Origin of the sequence: Arsenicicoccus sp. UBA6765 (assembly GCF_002453335.1) — a bacterium.
In the GTDB taxonomy this organism is placed as follows: domain Bacteria; phylum Actinomycetota; class Actinomycetes; order Actinomycetales; family Dermatophilaceae; genus Arsenicicoccus; species Arsenicicoccus bolidensis.
Genome location: NZ_DKGR01000051.1, coordinates 2,830 through 18,770, shown reverse-complemented (window position 1 = coordinate 18,770; position 15,941 = coordinate 2,830). Strand labels below are relative to the sequence as shown.

Genomic DNA, 15,941 nt, shown 5'->3' with positions numbered 1-15,941 from the left:
CCACGTCGGTGCCCGGCGAGGACGAGTCTAGGGCGGGCGGGCCCTTCGTGCGTTCGCCGAGCGGCGAGGGTGTGGACAACTCGGCGGCCTGTGGATGACGGGCGACGCGTCCGCTGCGGATTGACGACGATGGAGCCACGGCTCGCCTCGACGTGCGGCCGTCCAGCAGCAGGAGGTCTCATGCGTCGTTCTCGTCCGACCGCCACCGGCACCACGTCGTCAGGCTCGTCGGCCTCATCAGGTTCGTCGGCCTCGCCGCGGCCCACCGCCCGGCGGCTGCGCCAACCGTCCTGGCGCGACGCCCGGCTCGTGGTGGGGGTGCTCCTCGTCCTGGCCTCGGTGGTGCTCGGCGCTCGCGTCGTCGCCGCGGCCAAGGACACGACCCACGCGCTCGTCGCCACCCGAGACCTGAGCCCGGGGGAGGCGGTGGCCCCGGCCGACCTGAGGGATGTCGAGGTCCGCCTCGGCGACCTCACCGGGGTGTACGTCGCTCCGGGGGCCGTCGGCTCGTCCGGGATGCACGTGGTGCAGGCGGTGCGCGCCGGAGAGCTGGTGCCGGCAGACGCGCTCGGCACCCGCGAGCAGGTGGGGCAGCGGCAGGTCGCGCTCCCTGCGCCCAGCGGGTCCGTGGGGGCGCTGGTCCGCGGAACGGCCGTCGAGGTGTGGGTCAGCAAGCGCAGCGCCGTCGGTGGCACGGACGTGTATGCCGCCCCGCGCAAGGTCGTCGGTGGCGCCACGATCGCGCGGGACCCCCAGGAGGGGGCGAGCCTGATGGGTGGTGGCTCGACGGTGACGCTGCAGGTGTGGGTCCCGGCCACCGTGGTCCCTGAGCTGCTGGCGGCCGTCGACGCGCGCGACCGGATCACCGCCGTGCCGCTGCCCGGCGCCGCGCTGCGGGTGGACTCGTGACGGCGCGGCGGCCCTCGGTCCTCACGGCGCTCCCGGATGTCTGGGACGGCGCGGTGGTCGGGCGTCTCGGGTCCCGTGTGACGGTGGGTCGACGGTGCGTCGACCTGCCCGACCTGCTCGCCGCGGCCCACGCCCGGCTGGGGGACGTGGCGCTGGTCTCGCCCCGCCTGCGGGGGCTGGACCTGAGTGCCGTCCGCGACCTGCGCCTGGGCTCGGTGGGTGTCCTCGGGGTCGTCGACCCGGACGACGAGGCTGGCGAGGCGATGCTGCGCCAGCTGGGCGTCCGGACGTTCGTCGCCCCCGACGCGCCGGCGGCCGACCTCTACGGCGCGGTGGTGGGAGCCCTCGCCGTCCCGTCCGTGCCCTCGGACGGGGACGGGGACGACCTGACGGAGGAGGACGAGATCACCCGTCGTGGACAGGTGGTCGCGGTGTGGGGGCCTGCGGGCGCTCCCGGCCGCACGACCGTGGCGGTCAACCTGGCCGCCGAGCTCGCCCTCGGCGGCCGCGAGGTCGTCCTCGTCGACGTCGACACGCAGGCCGCCTCGGTCGCCCAGCACCTCGCGATCCTCGACGAGGCGCCCGGCGTCGCCGCCGCCTGCCGGGCCGCCGAGCACGGCACCCTCGACGTCACCTCCTTCGGCCGGCTGGCGCCGGAGGTCCTGCCCCGCCTGCGGGTGCTCACGGGTCTGCCCAGCCCCGACCGGTGGCCCGAGCTGCGGTCGGGCGCGATCGAGCGGATGCTCGAGGTGGCGCGCCTGGACTGCGACGTCGTGGTGGTCGACTGCGCGTCGTGCCTCGAGGACGACGACGAGCTGAGCTATGACACCGTGGCGCCCCGTCGCAACATGGCGGCGCTGACGGCGCTGGACGTCGCCGACCAGGTGGTGGTCGTGGGTGCCGGCGACCCCGTCGGCCTGCAGCGGCTGGTCCGGGGTCTGCAGGACCTGGCCGGGCGTGACGTGGAGATCGGGGTGGTCGTGGTCAACCGCCTCCGGGCCAGCGCCGTGGGCGCGCGGCCGATGTCGCGCGTCCAGTCGCTCCTCGAGAGGTTCGGGGGTGTCGAGGCACCCGTCCTGGTGCCCTTGGACGTGGAGCGGGTGGACGCGGCACTCCTCGCCGGGACCGTCCTGCACGACGTCGCGGCGGATGCCCCCGTGCGTCACGCCATCGCGTCGGTGGCCACGGCCCTCGTCGGGTGAACGGCAGGGCCGACCGCCGGGCACCACCGAGCGAGCACGCTGAGTAATCGAAAATCACGGACGGTTCGCCTGCGGGACCAGTCGTGCGGAGATGTTGCAACGGCTCACAGGACCGACATGCGTCACCGTAGTGTGATGGTGAACCGTGGCGTGCACGACACCAGCTTTGCAGGGGGGGGGTAGATGACGATCCAGCACGAGCGGATGGGTGAGGATCAGGCGGAGCAGGGGGACGACCGCCGCGAGCCCACCACCCGCACCAGGATCTCGTGGGCAGCCGAGCGGCCGTACGTCGTGCCGGCCGCCGTCGACGACACCAAGGTCGGGCGCGAGCTCGACCACGACTTCGACCCGGTGGCGCGCGCCCACACGCGACGCGCTCGCTGGGAACGACCCGTGATGCTCCAGGCGGTGTCCGGTGACGTGCTCATCGCCATCGGCATCACCTTCGTCCTGATGATCAACGACTGGCGGTCCTTCGGGGAGTCCGTCGCCGGGGCGCTCCTGACGGGCCTGCTCTGGGGCGCGCTGCTGCTCATCCGTCGCGGCTACGACCTGCGGCGCATGAGCGAGAGCACCGCCGCCGTCCAAGCGGTCCTCGGTGCGGCCTTCGGGGCCATCGCCGTGCTGGGCTTCATGTCCTACGCCGTCAAGGTCGAGCTGCCGCGACGCTACGTCCTCGTCGGGGTCCCGGCCATCGCGCTGCTCACCATCGTGCACCGGCTCGTGGTGAGGCACACGCTCAAGCGGCGCCGCACCTCGGGCGACGCCATGCTCCGCACCCTGGTGGCGGGGGACGGCCTGACGGCCGGAGCCTTCGCCCGCGAGCTCGCGAGCACCAAGGATCACGGCATGCACGTGGTCGGTATGGCGTTGTCCAGCCTCGACGTCGTCCCCATGACGCGGGGCGCGCAGGTGCCGGTCTGGGGCGTCCTGTCGGAGATCCCGCAGATGGTCGTGGACCACGACATCGACACGGTCGTCGTGACCGGTGGGGGGCTGTCCGGCACCTCGCTGCGACGCCTGTCGTGGGCCCTCGAGCGCACCGGCGCCGACCTCGTGGTCTCGCCCGGCATGGTCGACACCACCCCGTCGCTGGTCACGATGCAGCCCACGTCGGGCCTGCAGCTCCTGCACTGGGAGCGACCGTCCGACAAGCTGGGCCGAGGTCTGGTCAAGAACATCCAGGACCGCACCATCGCGTGCCTGGCCATCCTGGCGGTCTCGCCGATCCTCATCGCGACCGCGCTGGCCATCAAGCTCACGAGCAAGGGCCCCATCTTCTACACCCAGCAGCGGCTGGGGCAGGACGCCGAGCCGTTCACCATGATCAAGTTCCGCAGCATGGTGACCGACTCCGACGAGCTGCGCGCCCAGCTGGTCAAGCAGCAGCAGGCGGCCTCGTCCGAGGGCAGCTCCGGTGGCAACAAGGTCTTGTTCAAGATGGCCGACGACCCCCGGGTCACCAAGGTCGGCAAGATCATCCGCCGCTACAGCATCGACGAGCTGCCACAGCTCATCAACGTCCTGCGCGGCGACATGGCCCTGATCGGTCCGCGTCCCCCGCTGGCCGAGGAGGCGGAGAAGTACCACGACAAGGACAACCGCCGGCTGCGGGTCAAGCCGGGTCTCACCGGCCTGTGGCAGGTCAGCGGTCGCTCCGACCTCGACTGGGACCAGTCGGTCAACCTGGACCTGCGCTACGTCGACAACTGGTCGGTCGGGATGGACATGCAGATCCTGTGGAAGACCGCACGCGCGGTCATCAAGGGCGACGGGGCCTACTGACTAGGGCCCGTCCGTGCACGGGACGGCGACCCCGCCAGAGGTCTGCGAGCATGGTGCCGTGACCACCCGACTGACCCCGCTGGACGCCTCCTTCCTCTATCTCGAGCGGCCCAACGCCGTGATGCACGTGGGTGCGGTCCTGGTCTTCGACGGGGACCAGGCGGCCCCCAGCCACGAGGCGCTCCTGGAGCGCGTCAGCGGTCGGATCGCCCAGTACCCTCGCTACCGCCAGCGGGTGCGGGCCGTCCCGGGCGGCGTCGCCAACCCGGTCTGGGTCACGGACGAGGCGTTCGACGTCACCTATCACGTGCGGCGGTCCGCCCTGCCGAGACCCGGCACCCGCGAGCAGCTCGACGAGTTCGTCGCGCGGGTCCTGGCCCGGCCCCTCGACCGGGCGCGCCCCCTGTGGGAGCTCTACCTCGTGGAGGGCCTGGAGGGTGGGGGCTTCGCGCTCGTCACCAAGACGCACCAGGCGCTCGTGGACGGGGTGGAGGCCGTCGACATCGCCGAGGTCGTCCTCGACGACGAGCCGGTCGAGCAGGAGCCCCCGGCAGCGCCGTGGGCTCCCAGCCGCGAGCCCAGCGACGTCGAGCTCGTGGTCGGTGCCCTCGTGGGCGCCGTGCGTCGTCCGAGCCGTCTGCTCGACGTGGCGCGGAGCGGTGCCGGCGAGCTGAAGGACGCGGGGGAGCGCGTCACCGCCGGGGTCGGCCAGGTGGTCTCGGCGCTGGCCAGCACCTCGCGCAGCACCAACCGCAGCCCGCTCAACGGGCACACCGGGTCGGCCCGCCGGTTCGTCACCGTCGACACCGACCTCGAGGACTACCGGGTCGTGCGCAGCGGTGCCGACCGCGGCGACGTCGGGCTCCAGCCGAGCGTCAACGACGTCATCCTGGCGGTGATCGCGGGCGCGCTCCGCGCCTGGCTGGAGTCGCGCGGCGAGCACGTCACCCGCAGCACGTCCGTGCGCGTCCTGGTCCCCGTCAGCGTCCACGACGGCACCGACGACGGCAGCGGCGACCGGCTGACGGCCTGCTTCATCGACCTCCCCGTCGGCGAGCCGACGCCCCTGGTCCGCCTGCACCAGATCGCCTACGCCATGTGGCGCCAGGTCGACCGGGGTCGCGCGCTGGGTGCGGCCACCCTGGCGGGCCTGGCGGGGTTCGCGTCTCCCACCCTGCACTCCCTGGGGTCCAGGCTGGGGGCGGCGGCGTCGCGCAGCCTGTTCAACCTCGTGGTGACCAACGTGCCGGGACCCCAGACCCCACGCTTCCTCGGCGTCGCGACCATGACCGACACCTATCCCGTGATGCCGGTGGCCGAGGGGCAGGCGCTCGCGATCGGGGTCACGTCCTACGACGGTCAGGTCCACTACGGCATCAACGCCGATCGCGACCTCGTGCCGGACCTGGACGTGCTCGCGGCCGCGATCACCGAGAGCCTCGGCGAGCTGCTCGACCACGCCTGACCGCATCGACCGCCACCACCAGAGGAGCCCCATGTCCCTGCGCCGCGTCTACGTCGCCCTCGATCCGTCCGACCTGCACCAGCTCGCCGACGAGGGCCGGGTGGAGGTCGACGGGAGGCCTGCGCGGGCCGTGACGGCAGCCGTCCGCCGCGAGCTCGCCGAGGTCGACGAGGAGGAGCAGGAGTATGACGCCCTGCTGGAGTGCGCGGCCGCCGCCTCGGAGCGCGCCGGCTCGTCGCGACGCGTCGTGGCCGCGGCGGACCTGCCCGAGGCTGCGGTGCACGACGTCGCCGACGGCTACGCCGAGGTGACGCTCGACGGCCCGCTGCCGCGCGAGCGGCTGGTGTCCTTCCACGTCGACGAGACGACCGAGCACCAGGACGCCGACCTGCTGTGGCACGACGTCACGGAGCTCGAGCAGGTGATCTCCCTGGCCGAGGGCCGCTGAGCGACGCTCGCTCGGCTAGGCCGGCAGGTCGTGCAGGCGCGCGTCGACGGCGGCCAGCACGCGCCGCATCCGGACGACCTCGGCGCGGTGCCGTGCGGTGGCGAGCACGCGCTCGTCGTCCCCCGCCGGTGGGTGGGACTGCAGGTCGGACAGGTGCGTGGCGTGCGCCTGCAGACCTGAGGCGAGCCGGTCCATCGCCTCCAGCAGGCCACGCTCCTCGTCCGTCGTGGATGACCCGCCAGGCTCGCGCGCAACGGCCAGCGCGTCGGCGACCCGGCCGTGGTGGCGGCGCAGGGCGGCGGCCAGCGCCGAGCAGGACGCCGGGTCGCCGGCGGGCGCGGCATACGGGCTCATGACCCGACCAGCTCGGTCGAGCGGTCCTGCAGGGTCGCCAGGCGGGAGGCGAGCCGCACGAGCGTGTCCGACAGGGCCTCCTGCAGCTCCGGCGCCGGCTCGGGTGCCGACCAGGTCAGGTCCTCGACCGCGTCGTCCAGCACCTGCGCGAGGTGACGCCAGGCGTCCCCGGCGCCGGGGGAGGAGGTCGCGGTGGGGGCGGGCACGCGCACGACTCTAGCGGGCCCCGGGAGGCCTGACGGCGGTGTCCACAGGCCCCTGACGCGATCGCAAGGATGAGGGTCCAGGGCCGGACCGACCGGAGGATCGGTGGCCCGCCCGCCACCCTGGTCCACATCCTGCGGGTGCGGAGCCGGGCGAGGCGCAGGGGTCGCCTGCGCGGCACGGCGTCGGGAGGCTAGTCTCGGGGTGGTGCACACCGTCGTGCACGACGTCGAGATCGATGAGGTACCCACAGGCCATGTCTGCATCCTTCGACCAGACCCGCACGGAGCTGCTGACCGCAGCCGCGGAGGTGGCAGGTCGCTCCCGGGACGGCACAACCGCCCAGCTCCTGCCCCGCTACTACCGACACACCGTCGACGAGGACCTGCGGGCGCGCGCGCCCGAGGACCTGCTCGGCGCGGCGCTGTCGCACCGAGAGCTGGCGCGACGCCGAGCGCCGGGGCGAGCGAGCGTGAGGGTCTTCACCCCCACGGTCGCGGAGAACAAGTGGTCCTGCGGGCACACGGTCGTGCAGACCGTCACCGACGACATGCCCTTCCTCGTCGACTCGGTCACCGCCGCGATCATGGCCGGGGGGCGCACGATCCACCACGTGGTGCACCCGCAGCTCGTCGTGCGGCGCGACGCCGTGGGCGAGCTCGTCGAGGTGCTGGACGTCGACCCCGAGGACGCGCCAACGGGCGAGTTCGGCATCCACGTCGAGTCGTGGATGCACGTGGAGATCGACCGTGAGTCCGACGCGCCCGACCTGCGGGAGGTCCAGGAGCGGCTCGAGCAGGTGCTCGGGGACGTGCGCGAGTCGGTCGAGGACTGGTCCAAGATGCGTGACCGGGCTCGTCAGACCGCGGACGCCTTGCGCGAGGACCCGCCCGGTCCGGTGAGCGACGGCGAGGTCGACCAGGCGGTCCGGCTGCTCGACTGGCTCGCCGCGGACAACTTCACCTTCGTCGGGTGCCGCGACTACGCCCTGCAGGAGGACGGCGACGACTTGTCGCTGCACGCCGTGCCGGGCACCGGGCTCGGGATCCTGCGCTACGACGAGCGGCAGGCCTCGGTCCCGCACCTCGTCGGCGCCGTGCGTGACAAGGCCCGCGAGCCGCACCTGCTCATCCTGACCAAGGCCAACTCGCGCTCCACCGTGCACCGCTCCGGCTACCTCGACTACATCGGGGTCAAGACCTTCGACGCCGACGGCGTGGTGACGGGGGAGCGCCGCTTCCTGGGGCTGTTCACGTCGGGGGCCTACACCGAGTCGGTGATGCGGGTGCCCGTCGCGAGCGACAAGGTCCGCGAGGCGCTGCGCCTGTCCGGCTACGCCCCGGAGAGCCACGACGGCCGCGACCTCGTCAGCGTGCTGCAGACCTTCCCCCGGGACGAGATCTTCCAGTCCGAGCCGACCGAGCTCGCCGAGACCGCGAAGTCCATCATCCACGCCAAGGTGCGCCGCCAGCTGCGGGTGTTCCTGCGCAAGGACGTCTACGGCCGCTTCACCTCCTGCCTCGTCTACCTCCCGCGCGACCGCTACAACACGACGGCCCGCCTGCGGATCGAGGCGCTGCTGCGCGACACCTTCGGCAGCGACCAGATCGACTACACCACCCGCGTCAACGAGTCGACGCTGGCCCGCCTGCACTTCGTCGTGCGCGTGCCGCGAGGCGTCTCCCTGCCCGACGTCGACCGAGAAGCCTTGGAGCGCAAGATGATGGAGATCACCCGGGCCTGGGGCGACGACCTCGCCGAGGCCGTCACCCAGGAGCACGGCGAGGAGGACGCGGCCCGGATCCTGAAGTCCTATGGCCAGGCCTTCTCCGAGTCCTACAAGGAGGAGTTCTCCGCCCGCGTCGCCGTCGTCGACCTGGACCACCTGGACTCCGTGCCCGGCGACGGCCTGGGCCTCAACCTCTACCACTCCCTCGGGGCGCCGGGCGACGAGCGCCGGATGAAGGTTTACACCGAGCAGGAGCTCTCGCTGTCGCGACTGCTGCCGATCTTCACCCACCTCGGGGTCGAGGTCACCGACGAGCGGCCCTACACCGTGGACCGCGCCGGTCGTGCGCCCGCCTTCGTCTACGACTTCGGGCTCAAGGCCGACTCCGCCGGCGTGTGGGAGGACCACGGCGGTGACGTGCGTCAGCACGTCCAGGAGGTCTTTGCCCAGGCCTGGTCCGGCGAGATCGAGTCGGACTCGCTCAACGCGCTGGTGCTGCGCGCCGGCCTCACGTCCCGCCAGGTCGTGATCCTGCGCTCGATCGCCAAGTACCTCCGCCAGGCCGGCACCACCTTCACGGCGGGCTACATCGAGTCCGTCCTCACCGGCAACCCCGAGATCAGCCGCATGCTCGTCGAGCTGTTCGAGACGCGCTTCGCCGTCGGCACCTACGCCGACGACGAGCGAGGGATCCAGGAGCGGCACGGCGCCGAGCAGGCCGTGGCCGACCGCATCACCGACGCGCTCGAGGAGGTCGCGTCGCTGGACGCCGACCGGATCCTGCGGTCCTTCCTCGGCACGATCCAGGGCGTGCTGCGCACGAACTTCTACCAGCACCAGGACGACGGCACGCCCAAGACCTACCTGTCGATGAAGCTCGACCCCCACGCCGTCCCCGGCCTCCCGGCCCCGAAGCCGAAGTTCGAGGTCTGGGTCTACAGCCCCCGCGTGGAGGGCGTCCACCTGAGGTTCGGCAACGTCGCGCGCGGTGGCCTGCGCTGGAGCGACCGGCGCGAGGACTTCCGCACCGAGGTCCTCGGGCTGGTCAAGGCGCAGATGGTCAAGAACGCCGTCATCGTCCCCACCGGGTCCAAGGGCGGCTTCTTCGCCAAGCAGCTGCCCGACCCGGCGGCCGATCGTGACGCCTGGCTGGCCGAGGGGATCGCGGCATACAAGCTGTTCATCTCCGGGCTGCTGGACCTCACCGACAACCGGGTGGGTCAGGAGATCGTGCCGCCGCGCGACGTCGTCCGGCACGACCCCGACGACCCCTACCTCGTGGTCGCGGCGGACAAGGGCACGGCGAGCTTCAGCGACACCGCCAACGGCGTGGCCCAGTCCTACGGCTTCTGGCTGGACGACGCGTTCGCCTCGGGCGGCTCGGCGGGCTACGACCACAAGGGCATGGGCATCACCGCCCGCGGTGCCTGGGAGTCGGTCAAGCGCCACTTCCGCGAGCTCGGCCTGGACACCCAGACCGAGGACTTCACGGTCGTCGGCGTCGGCGACATGAGCGGCGACGTCTTCGGCAACGGCATGCTCCTGTCGGAGCACATCCGCCTGGTCGCGGCCTTCGACCACCGGCACATCTTCGTGGACCCCTCGCCGGTGGCCGACAGCTCGTATGCCGAGCGCCGGCGCCTGTTCGACCTGCCGCGATCCTCGTGGGCGGACTACGACGCCTCGCTGATCAGCGAGGGCGGCGGCATCTATCCCCGGTCCGCCAAGTCCGTGCCGGTCTCGCCGCAGCTGGCCGAGGCGCTCGGGATCGCCGACGCGCCCGCGTCGATGACCCCGGCCGAGCTGATGCGGGCGATCCTGCAGGCGCCGGTCGACCTCGTGTGGAACGGCGGCATCGGCACCTACATCAAGGCGTCGACCGAGGTGCACGCCCAGGTCGGTGACCGCGCCAACGACGCGATCCGCGTCGACGGCCGCGACCTGCGCTGCCGGGTCGTCGGCGAGGGCGGCAACCTCGGCGCGACCCAGCTCGGCCGCATCGAGGCCGCCAAGGCCGGCATCCACGTCAACACCGACGCGGTCGACAACTCGGCGGGCGTGGACACCTCGGACCACGAGGTCAACATCAAGATCCTGCTCACCGGCCTGATGAAGGACGGCGACCTCACCCTCAAGCAGCGCAACGAGCTGCTGGCGTCCATGACCGACGAGGTCGCCTACCAGGTGCTCCGCGACAACTACGAGCAGAACGTCCTGCTCGGCAACGCGCGCTACCAGGAGCACGCGATGCTCCCCACGCACCGGCGGCTCATCGCCTGGCTGGAGGAGCGCGGCGAGCTCGACCGCACGCTGGAGTTCCTGCCCGGGGACGCCGAGCTGGACGAGCGCGGCGAGGCCGGCCACGGCCTGACCTCGCCCGAGGCCTCCGTCCTGATGGCCTACGCCAAGCTGGCGCTCAAGGCGGACCTGCAGTCGAGCGGCCTGGCCGACGAGCCGTTCTTCACCCGGACGCTCGCCGAGTACTTCCCGGAGCCGGTGCGGGGACGCTATGCCGAGGAGCTGCAGCAGCACCCGCTGCGACGCGAGATCATCGTCAACTCGGTGGTGAACTCCCTGGTCAACCGCGGCGGCATCACCTTCGCGTTCCGCGCGATGGAGGAGACGGCGGCCAGCCCCGAGCAGATCACCAAGGCCTTCGTCGTGGCCCGCGAGGTGTTCGGCCTGCGGGACTTCGTCGAGCAGGTCGAGGCGCTGGACACCAAGGTCCCCACCGACACGCAGACGTGGATGTATCTCGAGTTCCGTCGCCTGCTGGACCGCGCCACCCGGTGGTTCCTGCAGAACCGCCCGGCCAACCTCGACGTCGAGGCCGAGATCGAGCGGTTCGCCGACACGGTGCGGCGCGTGCAGCCCCAGGTGGCGGGCCTGCTCCAGGGCAGCGAGCACGAGCGGCTGCGCGAGCAGGCCGACCGGCTCGTCGACCAGGGCGTGCCGGAGGAGCTCGCGGTGCGGGCCGCCGGGCTGCTCGACCTCTACTCCGTCCTCGACATCGTCGAGATCGCCCGTGAGACCGAGCGCCCCGGCGACGCCGTGGCCCGGCTCTACTTCCTGCTCTCGGAGCACTTCGGCGTCGACAGCCTGCTGACGCGGGTCTCGGCCCTCCCTCGCGAGGACCGGTGGGACGCCCTGGCCCGCGGCTCGATGCGGGACGACCTGTATGCCGCCCTCGGCGCCCTCACGATGGCGGTGCTGGGATCGGCCGGGGACCTGCAGGACCCCGGCGAGCAGATCGAGCGGTGGGAGCAGCTCCACGCCGACCAGCTGGGTCGCGCGCAGACGTCGCTCACCGGCATCGCGCGGATCGAGCGTCCCGGGATCGCGCCGCTGTCGGTGGCGCTGCGCACGCTGCGCAGCGTGATCCGCAGCGGAGCGGCGGACTGACGGCGACCCCGCTCGCGGCGGGCCCCGGCATACGGCTCGCAAGGGTCGTGCGCCGGGGCTCGCCTCCGGTCACCTAGGGTGAGGACGTGGCGACCCTCACCGACATCCTGCGTGCCGAGACCGACCTGGACGACGTCGACCTCAACTGGCTCCGCCTGCTGGTGGGCGACTGGCAGATCATCTCGGACCTAACCTTCGCCGACCTGGTGCTGTGGGTGCCGACGCGGTCGGGGGAGTGGCTGGTCGTGGCGCACGCGCGCCCGACGACCGGGCGCATGGTGTTTGCCGAGGACATCGTGGGGACGCGCACCCCGCGCAGCCGCCGACCGCTCCTCAACGAGTCCTTCGCATCCAGGCGGACCGTTCGCGACCAGGACCCGGGCTGGATCGACGACGACGGGATCCGGCAGGACGCCGTCCCGGTCGTGCACAACGGCCGGGCGGTCGCGGTGATGAGCCGCTGCACCAATCCCGCCTACCTGCGGGTGCCGAGCCGGCTCGAGCTGACCTACATGTCCACCGGCGACGCCATGTGCCGGATGATCGCGTCGGGCGCGTTCCCCAGCAGCGAGGTCCCGACGGGGCAGCGGCGCGGGGCTCCCCGCGTGGGCGACGGCATCGTGCGTCTCGACGTCGACGGCGTCATCACCTATGCCAGCCCCAACGCCATCTCGGGCCTGCACCGCATCGGGCACGTCGGGGCCGTGATCGGGGTGACGCTCGCCGAGATCACGACGGGCGTGCTCCGGGACCACGCACCGGTCGACGAGACCCTCGCCCTGGTCGTGACGGGGCGCGCGCCGTGGAGCACCGAGGTCGAGACCCGCGCCGGCCACGTGACGATGCGCGCGATCCCCCTGGTCGAGCGCGAGCAGCGGGTCGGCGCGGTCATCATCATGCGCGACGTCAGCGAGCTGCGGCGCCGCGAGCGGGAGCTCATGACCAAGGACGCGACGATCCGCGAGATCCACCACCGGGTCAAGAACAACCTGCAGACCGTCGCGGCGGTGCTGCGCCTCCAGGCCCGTCGGATGCCGTCAGAGGACGCTCGCGTGGCCCTGCAGGAGGCGGTGCGGCGGGTGGGCACGATCGCGCTGGTGCACCAGACCCTCAGCCAGGCGCTGGACGAGACCGTGGACTTCGACGACATCGTCCGGCGGTCCAGCAGCTCGGTCGTCGAGGTGGCACGCACGGAGGAGCCCGTGCGCACGCAGCTCGTCGGGTCGTTCGGGCGGCTGCGGGCCGAGGATGCCACGTCGTTGTCGATGGTGATGGCCGAGCTCGTGTCCAACGCCGTCGAGCACGGCCTGGCCTCGACCGGTGGCGAGCTCGTCATCGAGGCGCGCCGCGACGCCGACCCGAACGACCCGTCGGACGACGCGGGGGAGCTGCTGACGGTGACCGTCTCCGACGACGGGGTCGGGCTGCCGGAGGGCTTCACGCCGCAGGGCGACAGCCTGGGCACCCAGATCGTGTCGAGCCTGGTCCAGGACCTGCGGGGTCACATCCGCTGGGAGCGCCGCGAACCCCGCGGGACGACCGTGACGTTCACCGCCAAGCTGCGTCCCGAGGGCAAGCCGACCGACGACCTGGTCTGACCGCCGTCGCGTGGGGTCGGGGCGTGCGAGGTCCGCGCTGCGAGCGCTGAGCAGGCACGGTGCGGGGGTCGGGGGCGTGCGGGGTCCGCGCTGCGAGCGTCGGCTCGGCACGGCGCAGCTTCATGGGCCTGCTAGGCGCACGAACGACGGCGTCGCCACCCGGGGGTGGCGACGCCGTCGTTGGTGTGATGTGCCTGCGGGAGTCAGCTCGCGCGGCGGGCCCGGGCGTTGCGGCGCTTGAGAGCGCGTCGCTCGTCCTCGGACATGCCGCCCCAGACGCCGGCATCCTGACCGGACTCGATGGCCCACTTGAGGCAGGTGTCCATGACCGGGCAGCGTCGGCACACGGCCTTCGCCTCCTCGATCTGCATGATTGCCGGGCCCGTGTTGCCGATCGGGAAGAAGAGCTCAGGGTCCTCCTCAAGGCAGGCCGCGCGGTCGCGCCAGTCCATCTTGATCATGCTCCTTGCATTGACGATGCGGCCTGGGTGCGTGAGGGCATCCAGGGTTCCGTACCCTTGTGGGGTGTGGGAGATGTTGGGTCCAACGATGGACATGCCCAGCGTGTTCCGACCCGCTCTCGTCCACCATCACATCTGCCGCATCTGTGGCACAAGGGGTGGGCGTCAGAAGCTGTCGCCTACGCTTGTGGGTACCGTTTGATCGAGGAAAGCTCGTCGCACGCCGACTAGCAACCTTAGTAAAAACATGCCTCGTTGACTAGAGGCTGGGACGAATTCAGGGCCGATCGTGCGATCGGACCTGACCTTGGTCACGATTGAAGAGGATTGGTCACGTTGAGTAGCAGCAAACCAGCGCGAGGCGCGGCCACGAGCGCCGGGGCCGCACTCTGGTCGGCCCTCGTCCTGGCGATCCAGGCGGTCGTGGCCGTGGTGGCCGCGGGCTACTGGGCAGTGCAGATCGGGTCCGGTGGCACCGACGAGGTGGCGCGGAGCGTGGTCGAGCTCGTGCTGTTCCTCCTGGCCGCGGCGGGCTTCGTGGCGCTGGCGCGGGGACTGTGGCGCGGGAGCAGGTGGCCGCGCACCCCGACGGTGCTGTGGCACGTGCTGCTCGTGCCGGTGGGGATCAGCCTGTGGCAGAGCGGCGAGGTCGTGCTGGCCGCGCTGGTGCTGCTGGGCGTCACCGTGGCGATCGCCGGGATCGTGCTCTCCCGTCCCCACGGCTCGGGCGTCGACGCCTGAGGCGGCGACCCCGACCTCGACCCCCGCGCCGACCCGGACCCCGAGCCGGCGTCGGCCCCCTGCCTGCGTCTCCGAGGCGAGCACCAGCCGTATGACGGTCCGCCGGCGTCAGGCGCCGGCGACGGCCCAGCCCAGGGTGGCGGCCAGCACCCCACCGAGCACGTTGCCGCCGAGGTAGGTGCCGAGCAACGTCCACTCCCGGCGGTGCACGAGCTCGGCGCACCCGACGGCCAGCGGCGACCAGCTGCCGAGGCTGCCGGCGAAGCCCATCCCGACGAGGGCATAGAGCGGCTGCGCGAGGCCGCCGGCGACGAACCAGTGCAGCATCATGCCGATGAGCAGCGACGCCGTGACGTTGACCGCGGTCGTCGCGACGGCGCCGCGGGGGAGGTCCTCTCGGGATGGGGCGCGCAGCGCGACGGCATACCGGACCATGGAGCCGAGCCCGGCCCCGACGGCGAGGCACAGGGTGTCGACGAGCCTCATCGGCGCCACCTCGGACGGGCGGCGCGGACGGGCGAGGTGTGCTCGCGCGGGTCGCGGGACTGGACGGGGTGGGTGCCGGTGGAGGCCTGCCGGCGCACGGCCGAGCGTGGCCCCCCGGAACCGCCCGGACGGTCGGAGCGGTCGGGGCGCTCGATCAGCCTCATCGCGAGGTGCAGGCCTGCGACGGCGGCGGCGACGCCGACCAGGACGGTGGCGAGGAGGTAGACGACGGCGGTCGCGAGTCGCTGCGGGGCGAGCAGGATGACCTGGCCGGTGAACAGGCCGAAGGTCGTGAAGGACGCGAGCGCCCCGGTGAGAAAGGCGAGTGACCACAGGGGTCCGCGGCGCAGCAGGTAGGGCGTGAGGAAGCCGGCCAGCCCGCAGCCGATCGCCTGGGTGAGCAGGAGCGAGGTGGGGAAGTGGCCCGCGTCGTAGGGGACGAGCTCGCTGATGCCTGCTCGCAGGAGCGCTCCGCCGATCCCGCCCGCGGCGACCACGGCGAAGCGCGTCGTCGGGCTCAGGCGGGTGGTCACCCGTCGATTGTGCCCTGTCCCTGCAGGCGGTGGGTCAGCGCGACCTGCACGACGAGGGTGCGGCCACGATCGACCAGGACGCCGCGACCAGGTGGGGGTCCGTGCAGGCGGGGGAGGGCGACGCCGAGGAGGTCGCCGTCGGAGGCGTGGCGTGGCTGCAGGACGATGCCGGTGGCGGCGCGGCGGAGCTCCGTGGCGAGGCCGCGGTAGGTCGCAGCGAGGTGCTGGGTGGTGCCCGCGGCGACGACGGCGGCCCCACCGGGGTGGCTGACGGCGTGCCGCGCGAGCTCGACCAGGACCTGCTCGACGGGGCTGTCCAGCAGGCGCTCGACATCGTCGACGAGGACCAGCGTCGCGGGCTGCTGGGCGAGGTGCCGGCGCAGCGCTTCGTCGTCGCTCGGGCCCAGGACGCTGGCTGCGGAGCCCGAGACGGCCCACGCGGCCACCGGAGAGGGGCCGACAGCGATGACGAGCACCTGCTCGGTCGGCCGCCCGGATGCCTGCGCCAGGGTGATCAGGGTGGTGCTGCGTCCGCTGCCCGGTGGGCCGCACACGGTGACGACCGGCCGGAGGGCCAGGTCCAGCGCGACGGGGGTGGCGGTGTCCCCGCCGAGCCCGAAG

General features: G+C 72.5%; 14 protein-coding genes. 8 read left to right on the top strand and 6 right to left on the bottom strand.

The genetic code is table 11. The features are described from left to right. Positions 1-180 precede the first annotated feature (180 nt). From B4K29_RS13365 to B4K29_RS13345, 5 genes are all read left to right on the top strand, one after another. The gene (locus tag B4K29_RS13365; RefSeq protein WP_029211574.1) at positions 181-909 is read left to right on the top strand and encodes an SAF domain-containing protein; all 729 of its coding nucleotides are present in this window, start codon (positions 181-183) and stop codon (positions 907-909) included. 83 nt (positions 910-992) lie between these two features. Next, positions 993-2,111 (top strand): AAA family ATPase, encoded by a 1,119-nt coding sequence (locus B4K29_RS13360; RefSeq protein ID WP_286967685.1) that lies wholly within the window; start codon positions 993-995, stop codon positions 2,109-2,111. 183 nt (positions 2,112-2,294) lie between these two features. Continuing rightward, positions 2,295-3,899, top strand: coding sequence for a sugar transferase (locus tag B4K29_RS13355; protein ID WP_239265320.1), 1,605 nt, complete (start codon positions 2,295-2,297; stop codon positions 3,897-3,899). A 58-nt stretch (positions 3,900-3,957) separates the two neighbouring features. Then, complete coding sequence (locus tag B4K29_RS13350; RefSeq protein WP_286967684.1) at positions 3,958-5,364, top strand: WS/DGAT/MGAT family O-acyltransferase; 1,407 nt, start codon at positions 3,958-3,960, stop codon at positions 5,362-5,364. Positions 5,365-5,395: 31 nt separating this feature from the next. Beyond that, positions 5,396-5,812 (top strand): DUF6912 family protein, encoded by a 417-nt coding sequence (locus B4K29_RS13345; protein WP_029211571.1) that lies wholly within the window; start codon positions 5,396-5,398, stop codon positions 5,810-5,812. A gap of 15 nt (positions 5,813-5,827) precedes the next feature. Here B4K29_RS13345 and B4K29_RS13340 read toward each other — a convergent pair whose 3' ends face one another. After that, the gene (locus B4K29_RS13340; protein WP_029211570.1) at positions 5,828-6,166 is read right to left on the bottom strand and encodes a hypothetical protein; all 339 of its coding nucleotides are present in this window, start codon (positions 6,164-6,166) and stop codon (positions 5,828-5,830) included. After that, positions 6,163-6,372, bottom strand: a complete 210-nt coding sequence (locus tag B4K29_RS13335; RefSeq protein WP_156911297.1) for a hypothetical protein — start codon at positions 6,370-6,372, stop codon at positions 6,163-6,165. Before B4K29_RS13335 ends, B4K29_RS13340 begins: the two co-directional genes overlap by 4 nt. A 254-nt stretch (positions 6,373-6,626) precedes the next feature. On the opposite strand from B4K29_RS13335, the gene B4K29_RS13330 reads away from it, so the two are divergent. Together B4K29_RS13330 and B4K29_RS13325 are read left to right on the top strand one after the other, a co-directional pair. Continuing rightward, positions 6,627-11,501, top strand: a complete 4,875-nt coding sequence (locus tag B4K29_RS13330; RefSeq protein ID WP_286967681.1) for an NAD-glutamate dehydrogenase — start codon at positions 6,627-6,629, stop codon at positions 11,499-11,501. A gap of 86 nt (positions 11,502-11,587) precedes the next feature. Beyond that, a complete protein-coding gene (locus B4K29_RS13325) occupies positions 11,588-13,099 on the top strand; it encodes a sensor histidine kinase (RefSeq protein ID WP_029211568.1) in 1,512 nt (503 codons plus the stop codon). A 203-nt stretch (positions 13,100-13,302) separates the two neighbouring features. On the opposite strand, the gene B4K29_RS13320 is transcribed toward B4K29_RS13325, so the two are convergent. Continuing rightward, entirely contained in the window at positions 13,303-13,551 is a 249-nt protein-coding gene (locus B4K29_RS13320; RefSeq protein WP_029211567.1) for a WhiB family transcriptional regulator, read from the bottom strand. A gap of 345 nt (positions 13,552-13,896) precedes the next feature. Here B4K29_RS13320 and B4K29_RS13315 point away from each other — a divergent pair, with 345 nt between their 5' ends. Further along, positions 13,897-14,301 carry a hypothetical protein gene (locus B4K29_RS13315; RefSeq protein WP_156911295.1) on the top strand — a complete coding sequence of 135 codons (405 nt, stop codon included), beginning with the start codon at positions 13,897-13,899 and terminating at the stop codon, positions 14,299-14,301. A gap of 108 nt (positions 14,302-14,409) precedes the next feature. Here B4K29_RS13315 and B4K29_RS13310 read toward each other — a convergent pair whose 3' ends face one another. From B4K29_RS13310 to B4K29_RS13300, 3 genes are all read right to left on the bottom strand, one after another. Beyond that, positions 14,410-14,787, bottom strand: coding sequence for a fluoride efflux transporter FluC (locus B4K29_RS13310; protein WP_029211565.1), 378 nt, complete (start codon positions 14,785-14,787; stop codon positions 14,410-14,412). Further along, positions 14,784-15,320 (bottom strand): fluoride efflux transporter FluC, encoded by a 537-nt coding sequence (locus B4K29_RS13305; protein ID WP_029211564.1) that lies wholly within the window; start codon positions 15,318-15,320, stop codon positions 14,784-14,786. Before B4K29_RS13305 ends, B4K29_RS13310 begins: the two co-directional genes overlap by 4 nt. Next, positions 15,317-15,941: ATP-binding protein (locus B4K29_RS13300; RefSeq protein ID WP_286967678.1), on the bottom strand; the 625-nt coding region annotated here is incomplete at its 5' end. The genes B4K29_RS13305 and B4K29_RS13300, both read right to left, overlap by 4 nt.

Bases quoted from the DNA above. Each gene is read 5' to 3' on its own strand.
- B4K29_RS13340 (WP_029211570.1), bottom strand. From the start codon at position 6,166: ATGAGCCCGTATGCCGCGCCCGCCGGCGACCCGGCGTCCTGCTCGGCG.
- B4K29_RS13365 (WP_029211574.1), top strand. From the start codon at position 181: ATGCGTCGTTCTCGTCCGACCGCCACCGGCACCACGTCGTCAGGCTCG.
- B4K29_RS13345 (WP_029211571.1), top strand. From the start codon at position 5,396: ATGTCCCTGCGCCGCGTCTACGTCGCCCTCGATCCGTCCGACCTGCAC.
- B4K29_RS13310 (WP_029211565.1), bottom strand. From the start codon at position 14,787: ATGAGGCTCGTCGACACCCTGTGCCTCGCCGTCGGGGCCGGGCTCGGC.
- B4K29_RS13330 (WP_286967681.1), top strand. From the start codon at position 6,627: ATGTCTGCATCCTTCGACCAGACCCGCACGGAGCTGCTGACCGCAGCC.
- B4K29_RS13320 (WP_029211567.1), bottom strand. From the start codon at position 13,551: ATGGACTGGCGCGACCGCGCGGCCTGCCTTGAGGAGGACCCTGAGCTC.
- B4K29_RS13355 (WP_239265320.1), top strand. From the start codon at position 2,295: ATGACGATCCAGCACGAGCGGATGGGTGAGGATCAGGCGGAGCAGGGG.